Origin of the sequence: Nostoc sp. ChiQUE02 (assembly GCF_034531305.2) — a bacterium.
Classification (GTDB): domain Bacteria; phylum Cyanobacteriota; class Cyanobacteriia; order Cyanobacteriales; family Nostocaceae; genus Nostoc.
In genome coordinates this window covers 54,160-77,644 of sequence record NZ_JAVRBN020000034.1, presented here as the reverse complement: position 1 = coordinate 77,644, position 23,485 = coordinate 54,160, and the positions used below count along the sequence as shown (strand labels likewise).

The following is a 23,485-nucleotide window of genomic DNA, read 5'->3' as shown; positions in this document are numbered from 1 at the left end:
CGCATGTATCCGTTCTTTACCTAATGCTGTTTTTTGTTTTCTCAGCAGATCGTGTAATTCCTCGGCTGACTCTTTTATTTTTATTTTGCTGACTCCTGCCATGAACTTCTGCTCATATTTCTTCCTTAACTATCTTTATCATTTTTTTAGTGAAATGGTATCAGCACTTTATTTTTAAACCTGTAGAGATGGTGAAATTTAAAAATCTATTTGAATATTGGAGAATACATAAAGATATAACTTAACAAGTCAGTTATACCCCATGAAAATTATCTTGATAGGAAATCATGCTTTTGTATGAGTACATTTCAGAATTGGTTCTGGGAAATCCAAGAGTGTGGGCAAGGGCCTCATTACTACTTCAGCGCCACTTTTGCTCCGTCTGATGCTGAACGCCTTGCTACTTTGGTGCGCCAGCATCCATTGTCTGGCTTTGAACACTGCCACTTTGTTGGCAAATTAATCAATGCGCCATGTGGAGACTACAATTCTCCAGGTTCTTACCATTTGTATGTTGACCAGAGCAACTATGCTGAAGTTATGTCGGGTATACAAAAAGATGAACCTATAGTTACTGTTGCACACTATGTCTGGCAAATTATTGGTGTTTGCGATCGCAAATTTGAGATTGAGTGTGGTAATGGTGGGATAACTGGCACAGATAACCAAACTGATACCTCGCTAATTGTGGCGCTGGCGCAGTCATCAGAACTCACCTTAGTTGATTGGAGAGTCGTTTCTGGGGGAGATGGCTATGCATCGGTATTTTTTAGAACTGGCACATCAGCCGCAGAATTGCTTGCTTACTTGCAAATTCAGCCAGAAAAGCCTGACTTTACACAAATAGAAAGAGAGTTACGTCTGGCTTTATCAGATCCAGCATTGTCTAAAATTTATCGCTTGGGCGAGTGCAGAATCAATGGTTGGCAACTTGAAGCGATCGTTTTGCATAATATTGAAAAAACCACAAGCAGCTATGGTGGCGAAGGATGGGATATGACACCACACACCACCAAGCTTTACAAAGTTGCCCAAACTGTTAGCGATAAGTGCAAGGTTCCGGGTTGTGCAGGTGGCGCTGCACACGCACCAAATGACTTCTACACACTCATTGGTAGCCATCTCAGCTTTGGCTACCCACGCAAGGAGGGTTGAGTTCAAAACATCACCAACTGATTAGGCTCGTGTGCGAAATAAACCTGTCATACTTACACCAGTAATTAATAAGCCGATTAATCCCAAACCATTTAAAAGCGGATAAATTTTTTCCAAATGTAATATTTCCAGGGTGTGTATTCTCAGGATAAATTCACCCAACTCATCTTGGTGCAACCATTCATGGGCAATAGTAAAACTCATGCCAGTTAGCACAGTTAAAAACAAGGGCAAACATAGAACGATCGCAATCTGACGATGATATCGTCGAAACATCCGAGTCATAAACAATTCCTGAAAAAGTAACTTTCAGATTATCAGGTTTACAGTGCTTCTAAATCGGAATTTGAATCACAAATTCTGTCCCCTCTCCTTGTGCTGAATTAACCTCTAGAGTGCCGCCATGTTTTTCGACAATAATTTGCCGGGCGATCGCTAATCCTAATCCTGTACCTTTACCTACAGATTTAGTTGTAAATAAATGGTCAAAAATCTTTTGTTTGACATCATCAGACATTCCCATACCATTATCTCGAATGTAAATCAAAACATGATGTTTGTCTTCACTCAAACAAGTTTTAATCTCAATTTTATTATTAATATTGTGAAAATTGTGTCCAATATTAGACTCCTCTAGAGCATCAATGGCATTTGCCAATAAATTCATAAATACCTGATTTAGTTGCCCAGGAAAGCATTTGACTAAAGATATATCACCGTATTGTTTTACTACTTTAATATCTGGATGCAGTTCCGATGCTTTTAAGCGATGCTTAAGAATCAAAATTGCGCTATCGATACCTTCATGAATATTAAAAGCAACTTTGTGTTCTGTATCTGCTCTCGAAAAGGTTCGCAAACTGTTGCTAATACTCCGAATGCGGTCAGTACCTAATTTCATCGAAGAAATCATTTTTGGCAAATCTTCTCGGATATATTCTAGGTCAATTTTTGCAATTTCTTCTTCGATTTCTACACCTGGATTTGGAAATTTTTGCTGATATAGGTCGATGAGGCGAAACAAATCTTCAACAAAATTAACAGCAGGTTGGATATTACCTGCAATGAAGCCTACAGGATTATTTATTTCGTGGGCTACACCTGCAACTAAGTTACCCAATGCTGACATTTTCTCACTTTGTACTAGTTGTAGTTGCATCTGCTGTAAATCTGTGAGAGAGTGTTTTAACTGTTGAGCATTCTCTTGCGATCGCTGATAGAGAGAAGCATTTTCTAAGGAGATAGCGGCTTGTGAACACAATAGGTTGATTACTTGGAGTCTATCGCGTGTAAATACTCCAGCAATAAGATTATTTTCTAAGTAAAGGATGCCCATTAACTTCCCTTGATGGAGAATTGGGGTACACAGCAAACTCTTGGGTTGTTGTTGGATAATGTAGGAGTCGGAGGTGAAGGAATTTTTCACAGTTGCATCATCAACTACCAATGTTTCTAAGGTGCGTTTGACATAGTTAATTAGAGTTAGAGGGATATCTTGGCTAAACTCAATGGGAATAGATTGCAGAATAGTTGGCACTTTCTGAAATGTTGCAATTGCCTCTATTACCCAAACATTATCCTTGAGTAAAATTAGAGCACATTTTTTCGCTCCGGTATTCTCCATCACCACTTGCATTAATGTAGAGAGCAACTTCTCTAAATGAATTTCGCTAGATAGTGCTTGAGAGGCTTTGAGAACACTTGCTAAATCTAAAGCGTCAGAAATGCTGGTGCTACTGGATGAAATTGTCATACCAGCAGTAAAAGTAGACAGGGATATATTATTGAAACTTGATGCTGTTTCCGTGGGATTGAAACGAATTTTTTCCCATTGGAGAATCGGTGCAAGTAATTGAGGATAACGTTTTTCTAAGTCATAGACTTTGGCTTTAGCACCCCAACGAACATAGCAGTAGTAAGCGTTTGTCAGATAGGTTTGGGCAATTTGCTCTTTACCCCAACCCAAATAAAATTTGGCGGCGAGTTCATGAGCGAGAGCTTCTTCTTGGATATATTCATTTTCTTTGGCTCCCTGAATGGCGCGATCGTACATTTCCATTGCTTGAATATATTCACCCAAAATGCGATCGCGTTCAGCCTCTACTAAATGAAACTTATGTAAATGATTCATCGGCGCATGATGCGCCCAGTTATGCATTTTTTCCTGATTGGCTGTAACCCGTTTAAGGATGAATGCTTGCTTGTCTTCAGAAGCATCAGGATAAACAGCTAATTGGCTCAGAGAATCATAGAAATGAAATAAAGGAACAGTAATACTACCAATAACACTTTCTAAATAATTCTGTGCTAATTCAGCATTTTCAATAGCACGAGTATACTCAGCAAATAAATAGCAGAGAACCAATTTATGAAAATGCAAGAAACAAATTATAGTTTGATCATTCCCTTGCTGATGAAGCGGCAACATGGTTTCTTCATTGTAAGCTTCCCCAATTAAACTGCAAGGGTTTTGGTTTTTTGAAAGTAAGTTAAGCACTATCTGCCGAAAGAGTTCATTTTTATGTAGGGATGGTTCTTGGCGAATTTGCGCGAGTCCTTGACTATAATTTGCTATTTCCTGTGCTAGAGAAGATAATTCTTTTCCAGCCAAATATGAATTAAAGGAATAAATCCATGCACAGTAACCTGCAAATTCTAAATCTCCTATTTCCAGTCCGCTAGAATAGGCTAATTGCAAAGGATTAAATATTTCTCTAATATGGTTTTTCCAAGAATTTAAAGAGCCATAAATACACGTATATGTCTTAGCTATGGATTCTTTAGCATTCAATTTATCTAATAATTTGAGAGTTAATTGACCGAATTTATAACCAGATTCAACATCTCCGACAAAAGCACATAGAATCAGCCCATAACACGAATATCCATAGAGAGAATTAGCAGTATTTCCATACTTGAGGGATAAATGAACCTGTTTAAATAATATTAAGGGATAGAGTTCTGGAATAACTAGATAAGCAGGAGCAGCTATATTTGTCAGGATATTCATGGCTGCTAATTTATCTGGTTCGGTCATTAATTTTAACTCTAATAAGCCTTCAATGGGTTTTCCCTCTAAAGCTAATTGTGTCTCCTGTAGTCCACGGGGAATATCTGCTGGCGTTGGCTGTTCGGGTAGTTCTATACCTAATAATTTGAGAACTTGTAGCCCCATTTTTATAGCTTCTAACATCCTGTTTTGTGCTATATGAGATAAGATTCTGACTTCGTAGGCTTTAACTTGATCGATCAGTGTTTTGCCATTTTCTAATATTACTTTTACTGATTGTTCCATCTGTTCAAAATCACCGTTCAGATGGGCAGCATCGGCAGATGTTGAGTACAGTGTCAAAGCTAACTCATATTGATGTTGCCAACAATCTTCTGTGAGTAACCTAATCCCAAAATTTGCATACTCTACAGCAGCTTCATAAGCAGTTGAAATCCTCGCTTTATGACTTGCAGTTAGGTTTAACTTTGCCAGTTCTTCTTGTTCCTCTGGCTGACTAATTAGTTCAACTCCCAAATTTAACTGATTAACTAATTTAAAGAGATGTTCTTCACGCTGTTCAGGTGAAATATTCCTCAACATTAATCGCCCAATTTTGAGGTGTACTGTCTGTTTTTGATCTTCAGAAATTAAAGAATAAGCAGCTTGCTGAACGCGGTCGTGCAAAAATTTGTAGGAACAGGAACCAGAATCCAGCATCCAGGAATCAGAAGCAATTACAGATTCTCCTGGCTCCTGTTGATAAAACTTATAAACTTCAGTTGTGGGTATGATCAAACCTTCTTGCAAAGCTTTCCATAAGTCTGCTGCTGTCTCCGCTAAAGATTTTTCATGGACAATTGCGAGAGTTGCTAAGTCAAACTGATTATCAATACAAGCTGCAAGCTGCAAAACTTTTTGAGTTGCTTTTGGTAACTTCTGTAACTGAAGCACCATAAACTCTACCAAATCATCAGTAAATGCTAATGCTCTAACCTGAGCAATGTCACATTGCCAATGACCCATATCAAAATTATAGTTAATTAACTCCTCTTCGTGCAGCAACTTGAGGAATTGATTAGCGAATAAGGGGTTACCTTGAGTTTTTTGATATACTAAATCTGTAAGAGGTTGGGCAATTTTTAAGTTACATTTAAGAGCATCAGCAATCAGATAACTTAAATCTGTATGAGTGAGAGGAGCTAAAGTAATGGTATTAAATAATTCTCTATTTTTATGAATTTCTCCTAATGTCGATATTAACGGATGCGCGGGATAAACTTCATTGTCTCGATAAGCGCCAATCACTAACATATAGTGAATTGCCGTTTCACTCATCAGGAATTGCATCAACTTTAAAGATGCTGAATCTGCCCATTGTAAATCATCCAGGAATATCACTAAGGGATGTTCTTTGGTTGTGAAAACTTGGATAAATTTCTGAAATAATAAATTGAAGCGATTTTGTCCAGCAGTCCCTGAAAGTTCAGGTACTGGCGGTTGTTCTCCAATAATCTTTTCTAGTTCGGGAATAACTTCGATAATTACTTGAGCATTCTCACCCAAAGCTGTCAGAATTGTGGCTTTCCATTGTTCAAGTTGGGCATCGGTTTCACTAAGTAATTGCCCCATCAAATCTCGAAATGCTTGTACAAAAGCTCTCAAGGGAATATTGCGTTGGAATTGGTCATATTTCCCTTTGATAAAATAACCCCGTTGTTGCACAATGGGTTTATGGACTTCATTAATAACGGCAGTTTTCCCAATACCAGAGAAACCTGCTACCAAAATCATTTCTACCCCCCTTAGTCCCTCCTTGGTAAGGGGGGATTCAGGGGGGTTAGCTACTCTATCAAATGCTGCGAGTAAGCTTTCTACTTCTGCTTGCCGACCATAGAGTTTTTCTGGGATGATGAAGCGATCGCAAATATCCCGCACTCCTAACTCAAAGACATCCATGCTGCCAGTTTCTTGCCACTGACGCCAGCAAATTTCTAAGTCATACTTCAACCCCAATGCACTCTGATACCTATCTTCGGCATTTTTCGCCATCAGTTTGCCGATAATTTCAGACAGAATTGGGGGAATCTCAGGATTCACACTATGCACCTGTGGAGGAAGCTTTGCCAAATGACAATACACCAACTCCATCGGTTCATCTGTGTTAAAAGGTAACTGTCCGGTGAGGAGTTCAAAAAGAGTCACACCCAAGGAATAAAAGTCGCTGCGGTAGTCAATTCCTCGGTTCATTCGTCCAGTTTGTTCGGGAGAGAGGTATGCTAACGTCCCTTCCAAAATATTTGGATTAGTCAGAGTTTGCGTTTCTCTAGAAAGTAAAGAGGCGATACTAAAATCGATGAGTCTTATATCTTTTGTGGTGGGGTTAATCAAAATGTTGGCGGGTTTGATGTCTTTGTGAATCACCCGATTGTGATACAGTCCGTCAAGAATGGAGACTATTTGCAAAGCAATATGAAAAAATGCCTGCAACCCATCAGCAGTTCCCCCCATCCCCCTATCTCCCCACCTCGTTATTTCTTCTTGGAGAGAAATACCGCCCAAATCTTCCATGACTAAGGCATAGCTGTTTTGATAGTTCTCCAGACTATAAGTTTTGATAATTCCATCAATATCTAGGTTTTTAGCAATGGTGTACTGATTGCGGAACCGCACGAGTTCATAAAATGTGGGATACTCACGCCGCAACAGTTTGATCACTACTGGTTTTTTATCTGATTCTCTAATGCCACGATGCACTAGGGTTTTAGATCCCGAATAAATTAGCTCATTTATTTGATAACCGGTTAGTGCCACCATAGTTCTCTTTTCCCTAGAAAATTAATTTTTTCCTGTTTACATTGATTGTTCCCATTAATACAAACGTGCTTAAGGTTTGGGGAGACAATTTTGTAACAAGATATGAATCCGCGATCGCTAATATCATGTCCGCATAATTAGTTATGCTAACCACAGTCATTACACCCCTCCCCGCAAGCGGGGAGGGGAGACGAAGCGTAGCTTTGGCGGGGTGGGGTTCTTCGGGTTTAATAAGTAATCAAGTGGACATGATATAAATTCTTATTTCCAGCATCAAAACTCTAGTAATTGGCTACAAAACCACAAAAAAAGGCAGATTTTGTGTATGCTCTGTGACTAAGTGCCTTAGCAATACCTTTCTGGGAGTAAATATGGAACGCGCCATCTCTGCGTTGGGAATTTTAGTTTTTATCGGTATATCCTACGCCTTTTCTGTTAATCGTCGTGCGGTGCGTTGGCGAATAGTGGCATGGGGTTTAGGATTGGAATTTGTGTTTGCGCTAGTGATTCTTAAAACTCCTTGGGGTTTAAATGTGTTTAAATCTCTGGGAGATATTGCCAGTCAATTTTTAGCATTTTCTGATGTTGGTGCAAAATTTGTCTTTGGAGAAAATTTTAAGGATCATTTCTTTGCCTTCCAAGTGCTGCCCACAATTATCTTTTTCTCTGCCTTCATCAGCGTCTTGTATTACTACGGCATTTTACAACGAGTCGTAAACGTGGTGGCGTGGGTAATGATGAAGACGATGAAAACATCGGGTTCTGAATCTTTATCTTGTGCAGGTAACATCTTTTTGGGGCCAACAGAGTCGGCGCTGATGGTTAAACCTTATATAACGAATATGACGCAATCGGAACTCCATGCCTTGATGACAGGTGGTTTTGCCACAATTGCGGCTGGAGTACTAGGAGCGTATCTTTCTTTTGGCATCCCAGCAGAACACCTGATTGCTGCTTTTTTTATGACTGCTCCTACATCGTTGGTAGTATCAAAATTACTTTACCCAGAAACAGAAGTTTCAGAGACGGCTGGTAAAGCAAAAGCGGATGTAGAAACCAATTATGTAAATGTAATTGATGCTGCTACTACAGGAGCAATTGACGGCGTGAAGCTTGCAGTTAATGTTGGGGTAATGATTATCGCTTTTTTAGGATTATTGGCTGCCCTGAATGCACTTTTGGGATGGTTAGGGGGATTTGTCGGTTTACAGCAACTTTCATTACAACTGATTTTATCTTATTTTATGGCTCCCGTAGCGTGGCTGATGGGCGTACCTTGGGCTGATTGTCGGCAAGTTGGGGCTTTATTGGGGACAAAAACAATTTTGAATGAGTTTATTGCTTTTTTGGATTTGAAAGCACTAATTGAAAGTGGAAAAATCTCCCAACGTGCAGTAATTATTACAACTTACGCATTATGTAATTTTGCAAATATCGGTTCAATTGGCATTACTATTGGCGGCATTGCGGGAATAGCACCTAATCGCCAGCATGACTTAGCTCGTATGGGTGTAAGGTCAATGATTGGCGGATTGTTAGCGGGTTTTATCACCGCTTGTATTGCTGGGGTGTTGATTTGAAAAAGTTAGAGAGACGCGATAAATCGCCGTCTCTACAGGGAATTTATCCATCAATTATTTATTGACAGACTATTACTCATCTGTAGAGTAGAACTGTTGAGCGTAAAAACGGGCATACCGTCCTTCCTGAGACAGGAGGGAGGTGTGAGTACCAGCTTCAACCACCTCTCCTTGTTCGATTACGAGAATGCAGTCAGCCCGACGAACGCTGCTCAAGCGATGGGCGATAATAAACACGGTACGATTTTGCATGACTCGTTCTAGTGCTTCTTGAACTAGTGCTTCTGATTCAGAATCTAGGGCAGAGGTGGCCTCATCCAGGATGAGAATTCGAGGATCGTTGGCAACTGCTCTGGCGATCGCTAATCTTTGGCGTTGTCCTCCCGATAGGTTAACTCCGCGCTCTCCCACCCAGGTATGATAACCCTGAGAGAACTGGGTGATAAATGAGTGAGCGTTGGCAATCTTGGCTGCTTCCTGAATCGCTGCTAAATCTAATTTTTCCTGACCGTAACCGATATTTTCAGCGATCGTTCCCGAAAAAAGAGTAACATCTTGGGGAACAATGCCAATTTGATGGCGCAAGCTGGTAAGTGTGACATCACGGATATCAATATCGTCAACCAGAATTTGACCTCTCTGAGGGTCATAAAAACGAAGTAAAAGGTTAATTAACGTCGATTTGCCGGCTCCAGAAGAACCAACTAAGGCAATGACATCACCAGGAGAAGCGTTCAAGCAGAGATCCTTAAGCACTGGCTGGTTGGGATTGTAGGCGAAATCAACGTGACGATACTCTACCTTGCCCATAACTCGTGGCATTGCCTGAGCATTCGATTTTTCGCTGATACTAGGTTCTTTCGCCATCAGTTCAAAAATGCGTTCAACAGAAGCTTCGGTCTGTTTGTACTCGTTGTAATTGCTAATCAGCATGTCGATTGGCTGAATCAGTATAGCCACAGCAGCTAAGAAACTGATAAACCCTTGAGCTGTCAGCTGATTCTGAGAAATCTGCCATCCTCCTAATAAAAACAGCAGTATAATACTAACTGCTTCCAAAAAACCGACAACGGGAAACTGAATGGATTTGAGTTGTAGAGCGCGATACTTAGCTTGGCGATTGATTTCTGCTTCTTTATTGAATCGCTTCACTTCATATTCTTGGGCTGCAAAAGCTTGAACTACACGAATCCCGCTAAATACTTCAGTTAGCATCGCCGACAAATTGGAAACCTGATTTTGGCTCTGGCGAGATAGCACGAGTAATCGCTGACCAAATTCCCCGATTAACCAAGCCATTAAAGGAGCCAAAATCAAACCCGCAAGAGTGAGCGGCCAATTCAGGTAGAGCATGTAAATGGGAATCGCAATTAACTGCAACAAATTGGAAAGAAACTGATGCGATAACTTGTCCACAATCTCGCCGACGCGATCGATATCTTCAGTTAGGCGATAGGTCAAGTCTCCCGTCTGTGTGGTTTCAAAGTAATCTAATCCAAGTTTGTGCAGGTGAGCATAAACCCGCTTACGCAAGTTTAAAACCATGTTCAGGGCAGCAGCGATCATAAAGACATTCTGCCCGTATTGACAAAGCCCTCGAACCAAAAATACTAAAGTGGCTAGTCCGAGCCAGTAGGCAATCCGGTTTACATTTCCCTGGCCAAGAAAAAAAGCGACCTGACCTGCTAAATAGGGCACTGCTAGGGTGAATAACACAAATCCCAAGATACAAGCCAATCCCCGGATTAACAGGGGCCATTGGGGCCAGAGATAAGGCAAAAGTTGCCAGTAACTAGAGCGGACTTTCATAGGTAAGTAAGAATTCAGGAGTTAGGAGTCAGGAGTCAGAATTCAGGAGCGGAGCCGGAGATGCTCCGCCTCCGGTCAGAATTGAGGTGCATTACGGCGTTAGCCTACCACACCATGTAACCCAACCGTGCCGACTCTTGAATTCTGACGCAATTTCTACTCAGTTTCTCCTAGAGAGTTTAGTAGAAAGCGGGCAATTCTCTCAGATGCGCCGGGTGGGCCAAATCGCTTAGGGCCATTTTCTTTGCACTTAGCGAGGTAGTCTGAATCTTGTAAAGTTTCAACTACTCGTTTAGCTGCTAGCTTGAGAATCTCAGGGGTTGCTGGCTTAGTGCCGATGGTTTGGGCAGAAATGCCCAATAGCCGCGTTTGCGCTTCTGCAAATTGATAGGTAAATTGAGGGCCCTCTCCAGGAATCTGGATGATAGGTTTCCCGATCGCTACAGCTTGCTCCACTGCCAACCCTGCCATACCAATGACGAGAGTAGAGTGAGATAGGATGTCACTGAAGGCATCTGAATAACATCTCACTTCCACAATCGGTGATTCGTCAGCAGAATTTCCTGGAGGAGAATAAGTGAGTATGCCTTGAGTCAGCTGCCAACCTTGACTTTTGGCAATGTCGTCTAGTTGCTCCATCAAACTCGGTATCAAGGCTGCACGAAATTGTAATCCTGACTCAGGCATCACCTTGGCGATTTCTACCACTAGTTGCAACTGCAAACAAAAATTTCGCGCGGCTTCAGGCATCCGCGATCCTGGTAAGATTGCGATCGCTCTCTCGTCCGGTTTCAGGTGCAAGTCTTTGCCAGTAGGGACGAGCCAATCTAAAGCCGGAATGCCAGCTAACTGAGTTTTAGTTAAACCTTGCCGTTGGAGGTCATAAGCCGTATGGGAATCCTTGGTGAAAACTGCCAGACATCTGGAAGAATTAAGGTCGTGCCACAACAGTGGATTGAGACGCAATCGCCCTTCATAGAGGGCAGAAAGACAAGAGATAAACGAAACGAAGGGACGCTTTGTTAAGTAAGCAAATGTCTGGGAGACAAAATCCCCAGTAGCCATAATCAAATCGCAGTTAGGAGCATACTGCAACACCGCTTGTAATTGTCGCCACGTTAACCCAATCAATCCCGATTGAAAATCTTTGAGCAAATAGAGACGCTTCATATAAAAGAATCCCCCAGAGGGCATTGTTTGTGTGGGCCCAATTATGGGAATGTCCAAGCTGCGGTAAGCTTTTCCATCCCCCACAATCGGCATTGCCGCCATCTCAATCGAAGGACACAATTGGCGCAGGGTCTGAATAACATAAGAGGTATGGTTGTCCTCTCCGTGGCCGTTACTGATAAACAAGATTCGCTTAGAAGACATCTTGGGATTTTTATAGGTCTAAAATGCTTGTTTGGTGAGATTTTTAACCTACATTGCGTGAGTAGGCAAAGAGACTGATAGTATTTTTACTCTTGAGAGTTTGTAATTTTATAGACAAATCTACAAAGTTACTTTTTTCGGTGTAAACCGGAATGGAATTACTGCTAATCCCTGTTTTTGTAGACGCTAATTTATCAGAGAATACAGTATTAGGAGTGCAAGCGCTATGGGTACTTGACCTGAGTTCATAAATTGAACGAGGGATTTAAAGTATTTATCGCAAGAGGGCAAGGGGAGAGGGGAAAGATTTATTGAATGCCTGTCTCCTTGTCACCCAATTCCCTTGTCCTCTTCAATGACGACAAAGTTATAAAAAATTTGTATCGCAATAAACATGGAACGCACCATTTCTGCGTTGGGGATTTTAATTATTATCAGTATATCTTACGCCTTCTCTGTTAATCGTCGTGCATTGCTAAATACTGGTCTGGGGTTTGGAATTGGAGTTTGCATTTGCACTGATCATTCTTAAAACTCTTTGGGGTTTAAATATGTTTAAATCTTTGGGAAATATTAACAGTATATTTTTAGCATTCTCTGATGTCAGTGCCATTCCAAGTCACATCAGAGACTATTTATAGAGTCAATCTTCCTGATTACTGAATTCTCTTTTCTTAAAATTCAAATTTTTTGTAGATACTCAGGTGGCACATGATCCACTAACCAAACACCATTAGCAGAACAATAGAAAATGTAACCCGCCTGATGCATTGCCGCAGTATGTACAGCAAAAACCACTGCTTTTCCATGTCTTGCACCAACAGTTTGTGCTGTTGCAATATCCTTCGATAAATGGACATGATGCCGTGACATTTTGCAAAGTCCTGTTTCCAGAATTGACTCTACAGATTTGCTTCCCGTGCCGTGATAAAGCTCATCTGGGGGAACAACAGGTTCTAATTGTAAATCAACTTTTATACTATGTCCTTGGTTAGCACGAATCAGAGAACCTGTAGAATCAAAAGAAAAGCGTTGTTTTTCGTTGGATTCAACTACTATCTGTAATTCCTGACGGGTAATCGGAAACTTGTTTTGAGCACAAGCAGTAAGTAGGTCATCAACAGCAACCCAACCACCGGGAGCAAGTTTAATTCCAATTGCATCCGGTGTGTGTCGCAGATATTTGCTGAGATATTTGCTGATTTTGACGAGGCGAGAATCACTCATTTGATTGTGGTTAGCATATTTATACTACAATTATATTTTATGTAGCACAATATTTTTATTGATGGTTTTATTTTGTGTAAATTGACAGAATTTGTCTTCCCATCATGGCTAATGCTACTCCAATCATCACAACCAGTGTCACCTTCCCACCAGGAACGAGCGATTGATTTGTGCTATCTGAGTTTTCCTGTTCTTGGCGTTGCTTCCAACTCATTAACGCCGGAATAATTCCACCTAGAACTGAGATGCTAAATGTTCCAGTGTAATCTAGGGCAGTAAAAAAGATGCTGGGATTGAGCGTTCCGAGAGTCATAGGAGGGAAAAGAACTAGCGAATAGAGGGGTAGGCGGCTAGAAAGTCCGCCCTGTGCAAGTAAGAAAATATCTTTGAACAAATCCAGCAATCCGTACACAAATCCAATGAATGATGTGACGATCGCAAACTCTGAAAAAATGGATACTAGCACTCCTAACCATTCCCCCGCCCCACCTGCTCGGAGAATTTGTAGTGGGTCAAAAACAGTTCTACTGTTAGATGTACCGTATAGCATATCGGGACTGACACTTCCTAAAATTACGGCATTCCAAGCCAAGAACATAATTAGAGGAATTACAGAACCAATAAAGATGGATTGACGAATTTTGCAGGCATCCCCTTCGAGTTGCGTCACAACTAGCGGTACAACGTTTTGGAAAAATAGCGCCACAGACATTACTGAAATGGCACTACCAAGGGCACTCCAGTTTTGAAATAATAGTTGGGCACTCTGAATGTGCCCTCCTGCCAAAAACAATAGTCCTAAGAAGGAAACGATGACAATTCCGACAAAGGCGCTGTTTAATTTCTCAATAAACTTTTCTCGCCCAAGATACATAATGCCACCAAATAAAAGCGTGAAAGTCGTTGTGCCCATCCACGTAGGCAATATCTGCACACCCCAGACTTTTGCCGCCGCAGATCCTAAAATCTCCCCACCTTCGGTGATGTATGCTACCAAAAGAGCATAGTGCATAAATAAATATGCGCCGCCAGCAATTCGCGCTCCCAGCTTACCAAGGATCTTTTCAACAACTCCCAAAAAACCTATACTCGGATGCCCTTGTGTTCGCATCGTGTTTAAGGTCACCTCTGCAACCAATAACCCTGAGACTAAAGCATAGAGCCAAACAGCAATCAGTCCAGATGTGGATGGTACAATACCAGACGGTAGGGTAACGGCTGGTAGGGCGAGAATTCCAGCCCCAACAGTGGTTCCCGCAATCAATGCAGTACTTCCCAAAACACTACCCGGTTGATGATTGAGTTTTTTTCCATCAAATTCGAGATGAGAAAACAACCGAGTGACTTGCTCTGAATTTTTTAGAACGGTCTTTATGGGAACCATACTGAATACCCGTACCTAAACCAAACAATATTAACATATGTAAATATTATTCGTAAAAACCCTGATTTTCTTGGTTTTTCAAGCAGATTTTTCTGGTAAATAAGCGATCGCTACTTCATTATCAACACAACTTTCAGAAGATAAATGTCACTTATAGCACTTTATTAATTAAAGAGACCACGCAGTAGTGAACATTGTCCCTATGACAACAGATGTGGTTTAAATAAATGAATACTCCTGTAATTTATGAAGATGTTTTAAAAGAATTACTAACATAAAAACCTGAGAAATCTAACCGACCGAGCAAGCTTTGCCTACAAGGGAATGGCAGGTTAATTTCATACAAGCAGAGAAAAACTAAAACATCCTCTAAAAGCCTCTTCCGCACGGAAGGAGAGTTTTGGAGAGGGGTAAAAAGCCATACCACAGTTTTACTAAAATAAAATGGCTCGGATTGACCAGTAATAAAATTTACGTTTACAGATATTTAGTTTTGCCTTATTATCAACAATAATTGCATCAATACCTGATTTAGCGTTGAAACTGGCTCATTTTTCCACAAAATAATATTTTTTGAAAGTCAGTTATTGAGAGGTATTGGCATTTTTTGTAGATGCCGATTGGGAAAAATAAAGAAGTTAGCTCGAATAAATTATGATTTTTTTCATATTTTATTTAATTTGTCAAGCTTGATTTGTTGTTCCACAACTATCTTCTTCTATTTTCCATTGATAGTTTCCTCTATAGGAGATGCATCTACTCAGTTTTAGGTAACATTGATGAAACAGCAAGCTAAGAGACGCAGGCGGGGCGTCATTCTCACCCTGAAAGGTTGGGATAAACTTCAAGCATCCATTGCGAAAGCAGAATGGGAAAAGAATGCTGGAGATAGCTTTTCTTTAGAAGAACTGAGCGATCGCACTGCCAACTGCGCTCAATTTTTCCATCCCCGCGAGGGGTAATAAATTGAAAACTTCTCATAACGCGATTTGCGTTCTCAAACTGGGGTTTGAGTTCTCATTTGAGTATATTTAGTACACAAAAGCTAATATTGAGTTCTCAAACTGGGGCTTGAGTTCTTATTTGAGTATATTTAGTACGCAAAAGCTAATATTTAGTTCTCAAACTGGGGTTTGGGTTCTTTTTTGCGTAATTTACTGATTTATTAGCGATTTACAGTGTAATAAAAGCTAATAGAGATTTGCAGGAATTTCCTCAGGTTAATCGATACGGAAGTTTTTTAAAGTAAAGAAGCTTAAATCAGTGAATTCGAGAACTGATAACCAAATAAATAACCGTATTAAAAGGTACATTTTATGGCTAGACTAAAAAGAACTTCCCAAGTGCTAGAAAAAGCAGCACGTCGTGCAGCTAGTATCAGTTCAATTGATCCAAACTTAGATGTGAGTAATGGACTCACTTTATTTGCGTACTCAAGCCTAATTGAGACAATGCGAAATAAAGAAAATATCTACAACACTGCGCTTTCTAACCTAGATAAAATATACCGTGAAATGTTAGAAACAGAGCAGCAGTTGGCAGACATGACAGAACACATACTCATGGGCATTGGGGCTAAATATGGCAAAAGCAGTGTAGAGTATGGTATGGCGGGAGGAGTTCCTAAAAACCAACGCCGCAAGGGATTGCGAGGTGAATCGCCAATTATTAGCAATGAGCCACCGTCAATGATTGTTGGTGTGAATAGCAATGGCAAAGTAAAAGCGTAGTGTGTGTTACGGCTTTAGCCTAACGCACCATATTATGAGCCGGTGCATTAGGCGCTTAAATTATGTTTTTATTGATAAATTCTCTTGAAATATGCACCTAACACAACGCCACTTGCTTTTTAAAGCGATGTATGGTGACATCAACCCCATCACTTAAAAATGCGTAGAAGCTTTGCTTCTTGTCGCCAGACATCACTAATTTGACACAGTTGCTAAGAGTGCGTAGGCGTAGCCCGTCGTAGACATCGCTTATTTAACGCAGTTATATCATGTCCGGTTAAATAATTGTCATTGCGAACGAAGTGTTCGCGGAGCGTCTTGTAGAGAAGCAATCCCAAAAGCCTTACGATTGCTTCTCTTCGAGACGCTACGCGAACGTTCCACTTCGTTGCACTCGCAATGACATATCACAAGTAATTTGCCGAACATGATATTAGTCGCCAGAAGTGCGACGCCCGGAGCTTCCTTTTCCCTACAGTTCAAAAATAAACGGTTCACGTCATTCCCACATGAGAGAATTGAGGGTGCAACACAGAGGAGAACCGTACCGAATACTCTATGCATTTGATCCAAGGAGAGTGGCCATTCTTCTTATTGGAGGAAACAAGGGAGGAGACGATCGCTGGTATGAGGAGAATGTGCCAAAAGCGGATACGTTGTATGACGAACATTTAGAAGAATTAAAAACAGAAGGGTTCCTATGAAGACGAAGCCATTTAAAGAACTTCGTGAAAAAATGACTCCTGAACAACAGGCGGAAAGTGAGATGCAAGCAAATCTTGCATTGCTAAAGTTGACACTTTCTGAACTTCGAGAGTCCCTTGGACATACACAAAGCGATGTGGCAAAAAATATGGGAGTGGTACAATCGGCACTTTCAAAAATTGAGCATCAAGATGATATTCAAATATCCACGCTCTCTCGATACATTAAATCTCTTGGCGGAAGTCTGACAATCATAGCGCGTTTTCCCGATCAAGAAGTTGTGATTTCTCAGTTCGATTGATATTCGACTGGTAATCGCCTACATTAACCCCTTCATTAAAAGCGATCGCCCGTAGTAAAGTAGCAGGTGCGTAGGCGCAGCCCAACCTAGGCATCGCAGTTTCTCAATTGGGAATTTAACTTTTCAATCCCCCAGAAAACAATTTACCAACTTGCGCCAAATCTACATTTCCACCGCTGATGATGACACCAACTCTCGCTTCTGGTGCTGTCACCACACCTTCGAGTAAAGCAGCAGCAGCTAATACCCCAGTGGGTTCAACTACAATTTTCAGACGTTCCCACAAGAAAAACATGGTGCGAAGAATCGCTTCTTCTGATACCGTCACCATATCATCGACGTAATGCAGCACTAAGGGAAAAGTAATTTGACCAAGGCTAGGAGTACGCGCACCATCAGCGATGGTATCAGGATTTTTGACAGTTTGCAGGGTTTTGGTGTGAAAGGAGCGGGTAGCATCGTCGGCAAGGGCTGGTTCTACGCCGATTACTTTACAATTAGGTAAAAGTGCTTTGGCTGCGATCGCACATCCTGAAAGTAATCCGCCACCACCACAACAAACTAATAGTAAGTCCAATTCACCAACTTCTTGGATCAGTTCTAAAGCAGTTGTCCCCTGTCCGGCGACTACATGAGGATGATCGTAAGGGGGAATGAGTGTCAAAGAGCGATTGCGTGCTAAATTTTGGGCTAATTCTTCCCGGTTTGTTTCTTGGCGATTGTATAAAATTATCTCTGCACCATAACCACGAGTGGCAGTTTGTTTGACAGCGGGAGCATCATCAGGCATGACAATAGTGGTGGGAATATTTAGTAATTGTCCAGCTAAAGCGATCGCTTGGGCATGATTTCCCGATGAATAGGTGATAACGCCTGTTTGTTTTTGTGCTACCGATAGTTGGGCTAGGGCATTGTACGCCCCTCTAAATTTAAATGCCCCTGTGCGTTGAAAGTTTTCGCACTTAAAAAACACTTGGCTATTGGTGCGATCGTTAACGATTCTAGAAGTCAGCACTGGTGTACGGTGGGCAATCCCCAAAATTCGTTCTTGTGCTGCTTGCACGTCAGTTATAGCAACGGAATTATACTGTGGCATTGATGATTACCACTACCAATACATTAGATTCTTCTGATTCCTTGTGTCATGCCTGATTGAGATGCTCTTACCCTGTTACATACATGATAATCAAGGGTTATTATAAAACATCCTACTAAATCCACTTTTTCCACTTGTCAATTCGTATTGTTTTGTAATCAAGCAAATAAAAAGATATTAAAACTTTAATATCTTTTTGCTTAACTGTCTTAACTGTCCTTGTATTTTCATTGAAAAACTTAGAGCATATACATATTCAAATCATATTTCAATAATTTCCCGTAGCATGTTGTCACAATTAACACATGCATTATGATACTTTACAAACTACTGCTATAGTATTCTGCTCCAGTGTTTTACCAAGACAATCCGCTTACAAGCATCGCGGGGGGTGAGAAATCCCTCTGTGAAAAATCATTCATTACAAGTAATTGGAAATTATTTAATGAAAGCATTACTGGCTGAAGCTATATGGGCACCCAAAAAGCAAAACCTGAACAAAAATTTAGGTGTTTTAGGGAGCCTTGCTTGGAAAGATCCACAATTTAAAATTGTTGATAAAAGCTTCCCGGTTCTTAAGCATGATGAGCTTCTGATAAGGGTTAAATATTGCGGTGTCTGTGGGTCAGATACTCACGTTTATGAGACAGATAAAGAAGGATATATTCTATTTTCTGGTCCTACCAAGTTACCCATTGTTTTAGGACATGAGCTTTCAGGTGAAATCGTCGAAGTTGGTAAAGAAGTTAAAGGGTTTTGCCAGGGTGATATTATAACTACAGAAAGCATTTTATGGTGTGGACACTGTACACCTTGCCGCACAGGAATGCCTAATCAGTGTGAAAATGTAGAACTGTTGGGATTAACAGTAGATGGTGGCTTTGCTGAATATATAACTCTCAAAGCCAAATATTGTTGGAAACTTAATCACTTACAAGAAAAATATTCCTTTGAAGAGGTTTGTAAAATAGGTACTTTAATAGAACCTATCGGTTGTGCTTATAACGGTATCTTTATATCGGGAAACGGTTTCTTACCTGGTGCATTTGCCATAGTCTATGGTGTAGGAGCAATTGGACTAGGTGCTGTGATGTTACTTAAAGCAGCAGGTGCAGCAATAGTAATAGCAGTTGATTCTATTGAAGAAAGACTCAATCTTGCTAAATCAATGGGAGCTGATTACGCTTACAATATAGCCTCCACAAATGATTTCTCGGAAATGGTTCAAGAAATTACAGGAGGTTGGGGAGCCGATATCCAAGTTGAAGCCGCAGGAGCAGCTAAATATACCATCCCAATGATGGAAAGAAATATTGGCAAAAGAGGAAAAATTATTTATTTAGGTAGGGCAGAGTCAGAAGCATTTATAGATTTGAATAGTCTTGTAAGTGGGGCACATACAATAGTAGGTTCTCGCGGACATTCTGGGTATGGCATATTTAATAACGTAATCGCCATGATTCACAAAGGAAAACTTTGTGGAATTGAAAAACTTGTAACTTCATCTTTCCCCTTGAGAGACATCTTAAATGCTTTCGAGTCTTCGCGTTCCAGAAAAGATGGAAAAATACTAATTAATATGCACTCTGTATAAGATAATCAGAAAATAGTTACTTGTCTAGCTGAATTATTGCCTGCGATATTAATATCAGTGATGCATTTAAACCTATAATATTGTTGGCTACTCCAGCATACTATTAGGAGTTTAAAACAAGCGATTAATTACCTTACCTTGAATTTTTGAGAGTAGTATTTAGCAATGAACAAAACTTTATTTCATCTTACCTTCCCTGTGACAGACCTTGCTCTGGCAAAAGCATACTATGTCGATGGTTTGGGTTGTATTCCTGGTCGAGAAAACCGTCAACTTTTAATTCTTAATCTCCACGGACATCAATTTGTTGCTTTCTTGACTAAAGAAACCCTTGTACCTCAACCTATATACCCCAGGCATTGCGGAATTGTCTTTAGCTTAAAAAGTGATTGGGAAGAAGTACTTTCAAAGGCAGAGCAACAAAAGCTCACTTTTAGACAAAAACCTGAACTCCGTTTTGCTGATTCTTTTATAGAGCATGACACCTTTTTTTTAGAAGATCCTTTCTATAACTTGATAGAGTTTAAACATTATCGTCACCCGGAAGCAATCTTTGGGTATTATGATTATACGCAAATAGAAGAACGGGTTTGACAGGGGTTAAAATAATTCGTAATTTGTAATCAAGTTCCTACGTTGCAAACGTAATTCGTGATTAAAATAGTAGGAAATTTATTTACAACTAATTCCAAATCACCAATTTGACAATTTGGTGTGGTGTTTCGCCGAAAATAACGAATTAGCTAAATATCCAATCGCATCAGCTAACTCATTCCAAATGTTAGGAAATAATGACTTGCAAGACCGATGGATTCCTCGCTATTTCAGATTAGCGATCGCGAATATGCTCTCCAATTTAATGGTGCCGTTGTCTGGAATGGTTAGTGTTTCCTTTTTAGGACACTTGCAAGACATTCGTCATTTAGCTGGCGTTGCACTGGGGACAGTTCTGTTTAATTACTTCTATCGAACATTCAATTTTTTGCGTCTCTCTGTGACTGGCACAACTGCTCAGGCGACTGGAAGGAACGATCGAGAGGAAGTACTACTGCTAGGCTTACGGAATGTTTTAATTGCCCTCAGCTTGGGATTTGCTGTTTTGCTCCTACAATACCCACTGCGAGAGTTGGGGTTTATTGTCTTGAACAATGCTCCAGAGGTGAAAGCGGCTGGAGTGGACTACTTCAACATGCGGATTTGGGGTGTACCTGCGGTTCTGGTGAATATGGTGCTGTTCGGCTGGTTGATGGGGCGCGAACAGAGCCAGAAAGTGTTGGCCTTATCGGCTTTTGGTAACGTCCTTAACATCGTCTTAAGTTACCAGATGATTCTGCGAGCGGGTTGGGACAGCGTGGGAGCAGGCTTGGCACAAGCTTTGAGCCAATTTCTCATGATGGTGCTTGGACTAATTTGGGTCAAGAGTGAAATCCAGTGGCAAGAGATCCGTGCCGTCGCGCCTCAGCTTTGGGACAGATCTGCCTGGAATGAGACTTTTGCCTTGAGTCGGGAGCTTTTTGTGCGGACACTGGCGGTTGGGTTTACCTTTTGGGCTTTTACCAATCTGTTTGCTGGGATGGGAAGAATCGCCTTTGCGGAAAATGTCTTGCTGCTTGAGTTGATGACGCTAGGAATTCAAATACTCAATGGCTTGTCTTATGCAACAGAAACCTTGACAGGCAACTTTCATAGCACAAACGAGCAGAGGCGGATGGTGCCACTGCTTGGCGTTTCTGTAGGCGTGACTCTGATGTTTGCAATTACCATGTCCCTTACCTGCATCCTGTTTCCTCAGACGGTATTTGGGCTACTGACAAATCATACGGAAATAACCACCCAGAGCGATCGCTATATTCTCTGGCTAATGAGCGTACTGGCGCTGTATGCCTTCGTCGTCTCAATTGAGGCTTATTTCTTTGGTTTGGCAGAAGCATTAATACTCCGGAATGCAGCTTTTATTGCAACTGGGTTAGGGTTTATTCCCACAGCAGCCTTGGCTTGGAAGTTACAGAGTGTCCATCTGTTGTGGTTGGCGATGTCTTTATTCATGGTGACTAGAATTGCAGTGCAGGGAATTCAGATCCCTAGAACCTTGAAACTAACGACAGAAGATATTGTTCCTGCCCAAAAGACTCAAGCTTCATGAAATCTCACGAAAGGGCATTAACGCTTGTGCTGACCTCTCAACTATAGTTGTTGTAGCACTCATGTTTGGGGATTTACTCAAAGATTTTCCATTAGGAACAGGAAACTGGGGACTTGTCACTATAGGGGTTCCGTTTTGGCTTCAAGTGGTGATATTTTTTGTATTGATAGACTTCCAAAGATATTGGTTTCATCGATTAGACCATTCTTTTATATTTCTTTGGCGTTTTCACAAGATCCATCACGGAATCTCCAAATTCAATGTTATTTCCTCTCAAAGAGCACACCCTAACCATAGGATAGGAAATACCATTTGCCATTAGGTGGGTCTAAAACGTTTTGCTACTGACAAGAGGACTTTTCAAATATCCTCTTAAATATTCTTGTTTATATGGATACAGATTTTTATATTTGCGTCTAATATCCTGGATCGAAGCATACTCATTTCAGGTGGCTTGGATCATTTTCTTCACCATAAAAATAGCTACAGCAAATATTAATATTATATATTGCTATAGCTATTTTTATAAAAGTTAAATTAATTAATTCAAACCAGTCATTTTTGTCACATGAATAAAACATCCGAAAGTCGGCAAAAAACTGCTCTAATTACAGGAGCAGCTAGTGGAATCGGCTATCAATTAACCCAGATTTTTGCTCGTCATAAATATAATCTTGTGTTAGTGGACAAAAATGAAGAAAAACTTGCGGAAATTCATCTAGAATTTCCGCAAAAGTTTGGTATTTTTGTCAAAATTTTTGCTAAGGATTTATCTATCCCAACATCCCCAGAGGAAATTTTCACAGAACTACAGCAAGCATCCATCAAGATTGATGTGCTGGTTAACAATGCTGGCTTTGGTACTTATGGAGCATTTAGTGAAACAGACCTCACCATTGAACTGAAAATGCTACAGGTAAATATGGTGAGTCTGACTCATTTAACAAAGTTATTTCTCAAAGATATGGTCGAGCAAGACTATGGAAAAATATTAAATGTGGCCTCAGCTGCTGCTTTTCAACCTGGGCCTCTAATGGCAGTTTATTTCGCTACTAAAGCCTATGTCTTATCATTTTCAGAAGCGATCGCTAATGAATTAGAGGGCACAGGTGTAAGTGTGACTGTTCTTTGTCCGGGGCCAACAGCATCGGAATTTCAACAAACAGCTGCAATGGAAGATTCAAAGATTGCTAGCGTTAACAGAATGATGGATACAGCAACCGTTGCTAAGATTGGTTATCAGGGTTTAATGAAAAACAAAACTGTTGTTGTTCCTGGGATGAGAAATAAGATATTGACTGAAAGCGTCAGATTTACACCCAGAAATTTAGTAACAAAGGTTGTGAGAAGTATGCACGAACTCAAAAAAAGTAGGTAGTCCAATATCTAATACTATTTTCGGCGTTGCAGAACAGTGACATGAATTGGGGCCAAGTTCTTGAGGCAGAGGAGGAAAAAGAGTCATTAAACAATACCTTCTCTTCTTCTCCCCCTGCCTCCCCTGTTTACCTCAACACATAACTTTCTCTTTTCCGAACCCTATTGCTAACACTTCTAGCACAACTGCGTCACTGAAGGTTT

17 protein-coding genes and 2 pseudogenes are annotated in these 23,485 nt (G+C 40.7%); 12 read left to right on the top strand and 7 right to left on the bottom strand.

Annotated features, from left to right (window positions below; all coding sequences use genetic code 11):
• The first annotated feature begins 297 nt into the window (after positions 1–297).
• Positions 298–1,155 (top strand): hypothetical protein, encoded by an 858-nt coding sequence (locus RM347_RS26810; RefSeq protein WP_322717064.1) that lies wholly within the window; start codon positions 298–300, stop codon positions 1,153–1,155.
• 21 nt (positions 1,156–1,176) lie between these two features.
• On the opposite strand, the gene RM347_RS26805 is transcribed toward RM347_RS26810, so the two are convergent.
• Together RM347_RS26805 and RM347_RS26800 are read right to left on the bottom strand one after the other, a co-directional pair.
• A complete protein-coding gene (locus RM347_RS26805; RefSeq protein ID WP_322717065.1) occupies positions 1,177–1,440 on the bottom strand; it encodes a peptidase in 264 nt (87 codons plus the stop codon).
• Positions 1,441–1,489: 49 nt separating this feature from the next.
• Positions 1,490–6,961 (bottom strand): trifunctional serine/threonine-protein kinase/ATP-binding protein/sensor histidine kinase, encoded by a 5,472-nt coding sequence (locus RM347_RS26800; protein ID WP_322717066.1) that lies wholly within the window; start codon positions 6,959–6,961, stop codon positions 1,490–1,492.
• 371 nt (positions 6,962–7,332) lie between these two features.
• Between RM347_RS26800 and RM347_RS26795 the strand changes: the two genes are divergently transcribed.
• Positions 7,333–8,541, top strand: a complete 1,209-nt coding sequence (locus RM347_RS26795) for a NupC/NupG family nucleoside CNT transporter (protein ID WP_322717110.1) — start codon at positions 7,333–7,335, stop codon at positions 8,539–8,541.
• Between the two features lie 72 nt (positions 8,542–8,613).
• Here the strand turns inward: RM347_RS26795 and RM347_RS26790 are convergent, their stop codons facing one another.
• Positions 8,614–10,350 (bottom strand): ABC transporter ATP-binding protein, encoded by a 1,737-nt coding sequence (locus tag RM347_RS26790; protein ID WP_322717067.1) that lies wholly within the window; start codon positions 10,348–10,350, stop codon positions 8,614–8,616.
• Positions 10,351–10,506: 156 nt separating this feature from the next.
• Positions 10,507–11,724: a lipid-A-disaccharide synthase-related protein gene (locus tag RM347_RS26785; protein ID WP_322717068.1), complete on the bottom strand. Its 1,218-nt coding sequence runs from the start codon at positions 11,722–11,724 to the stop codon at positions 10,507–10,509.
• Positions 11,725–12,118: 394 nt separating this feature from the next.
• Between RM347_RS26785 and RM347_RS26780 the strand changes: the two are divergent.
• Positions 12,119–12,335: pseudogene (locus tag RM347_RS26780) on the top strand (Na+ dependent nucleoside transporter N-terminal domain-containing protein); the annotation flags it as partial.
• A gap of 70 nt (positions 12,336–12,405) precedes the next feature.
• On the opposite strand, the gene RM347_RS26775 reads toward RM347_RS26780, so the two are convergent.
• Both RM347_RS26775 and RM347_RS26770 read right to left on the bottom strand, forming a co-directional pair.
• Positions 12,406–12,951, bottom strand: a complete 546-nt coding sequence (locus RM347_RS26775) for an RNA 2'-phosphotransferase (RefSeq protein WP_322717069.1) — start codon at positions 12,949–12,951, stop codon at positions 12,406–12,408.
• A 67-nt stretch (positions 12,952–13,018) separates the two neighbouring features.
• Entirely contained in the window at positions 13,019–14,335 is a 1,317-nt protein-coding gene (locus RM347_RS26770) for an amino acid permease (protein WP_322717070.1), read from the bottom strand.
• A 779-nt stretch (positions 14,336–15,114) separates the two neighbouring features.
• Here RM347_RS26770 and RM347_RS26765 point away from each other — a divergent pair.
• The 4 genes and pseudogenes from RM347_RS26765 (at position 15,115) to RM347_RS26750 (ending at position 17,071) form a co-directional block, all read left to right on the top strand.
• Positions 15,115–15,297, top strand: a complete 183-nt coding sequence (locus RM347_RS26765) for a hypothetical protein (RefSeq protein WP_322717071.1) — start codon at positions 15,115–15,117, stop codon at positions 15,295–15,297.
• Positions 15,298–15,651: 354 nt separating this feature from the next.
• Positions 15,652–16,065 carry a hypothetical protein gene (locus RM347_RS26760; RefSeq protein ID WP_322717072.1) on the top strand — a complete coding sequence of 138 codons (414 nt, stop codon included), beginning with the start codon at positions 15,652–15,654 and terminating at the stop codon, positions 16,063–16,065.
• Positions 16,066–16,508: 443 nt separating this feature from the next.
• A pseudogene (locus RM347_RS26755) lies at positions 16,509–16,769 on the top strand (type II toxin-antitoxin system RelE/ParE family toxin); the annotation flags it as partial.
• Positions 16,766–17,071 (top strand): helix-turn-helix domain-containing protein, encoded by a 306-nt coding sequence (locus RM347_RS26750; RefSeq protein ID WP_322717073.1) that lies wholly within the window; start codon positions 16,766–16,768, stop codon positions 17,069–17,071. The pseudogene RM347_RS26755 and the gene RM347_RS26750, both read left to right, overlap by 4 nt.
• A gap of 115 nt (positions 17,072–17,186) precedes the next feature.
• Here the strand turns inward: RM347_RS26750 and RM347_RS26745 are convergent, their stop codons facing one another.
• A complete protein-coding gene (locus tag RM347_RS26745) occupies positions 17,187–18,167 on the bottom strand; it encodes a threo-3-hydroxy-L-aspartate ammonia-lyase (RefSeq protein WP_322717074.1) in 981 nt (326 codons plus the stop codon).
• A gap of 406 nt (positions 18,168–18,573) precedes the next feature.
• On the opposite strand from RM347_RS26745, the gene iolM reads away from it, so the two are divergent.
• From iolM to RM347_RS26720, 5 genes are all read left to right on the top strand, one after another.
• The gene (gene iolM / locus RM347_RS26740) at positions 18,574–19,761 is read left to right on the top strand and encodes a scyllo-inosose 3-dehydrogenase (RefSeq protein ID WP_322717075.1); all 1,188 of its coding nucleotides are present in this window, start codon (positions 18,574–18,576) and stop codon (positions 19,759–19,761) included.
• Between the two features lie 165 nt (positions 19,762–19,926).
• Positions 19,927–20,355, top strand: a complete 429-nt coding sequence (locus RM347_RS26735; RefSeq protein WP_322717076.1) for a VOC family protein — start codon at positions 19,927–19,929, stop codon at positions 20,353–20,355.
• Positions 20,356–20,473: 118 nt separating this feature from the next.
• On the top strand, positions 20,474–21,904 hold the full coding sequence (gene gntT, locus RM347_RS26730) for a guanitoxin biosynthesis MATE family efflux transporter GntT (RefSeq protein WP_322717111.1): 1,431 nt from the start codon (positions 20,474–20,476) through the stop codon (positions 21,902–21,904).
• Positions 21,905–21,965: 61 nt separating this feature from the next.
• Positions 21,966–22,226: a sterol desaturase family protein gene (locus tag RM347_RS26725; RefSeq protein WP_416211877.1), complete on the top strand. Its 261-nt coding sequence runs from the start codon at positions 21,966–21,968 to the stop codon at positions 22,224–22,226.
• A gap of 246 nt (positions 22,227–22,472) precedes the next feature.
• Positions 22,473–23,282: an SDR family NAD(P)-dependent oxidoreductase gene (locus RM347_RS26720; protein WP_322717077.1), complete on the top strand. Its 810-nt coding sequence runs from the start codon at positions 22,473–22,475 to the stop codon at positions 23,280–23,282.
• The last annotated feature ends 203 nt before the right edge of the window (positions 23,283–23,485 follow it).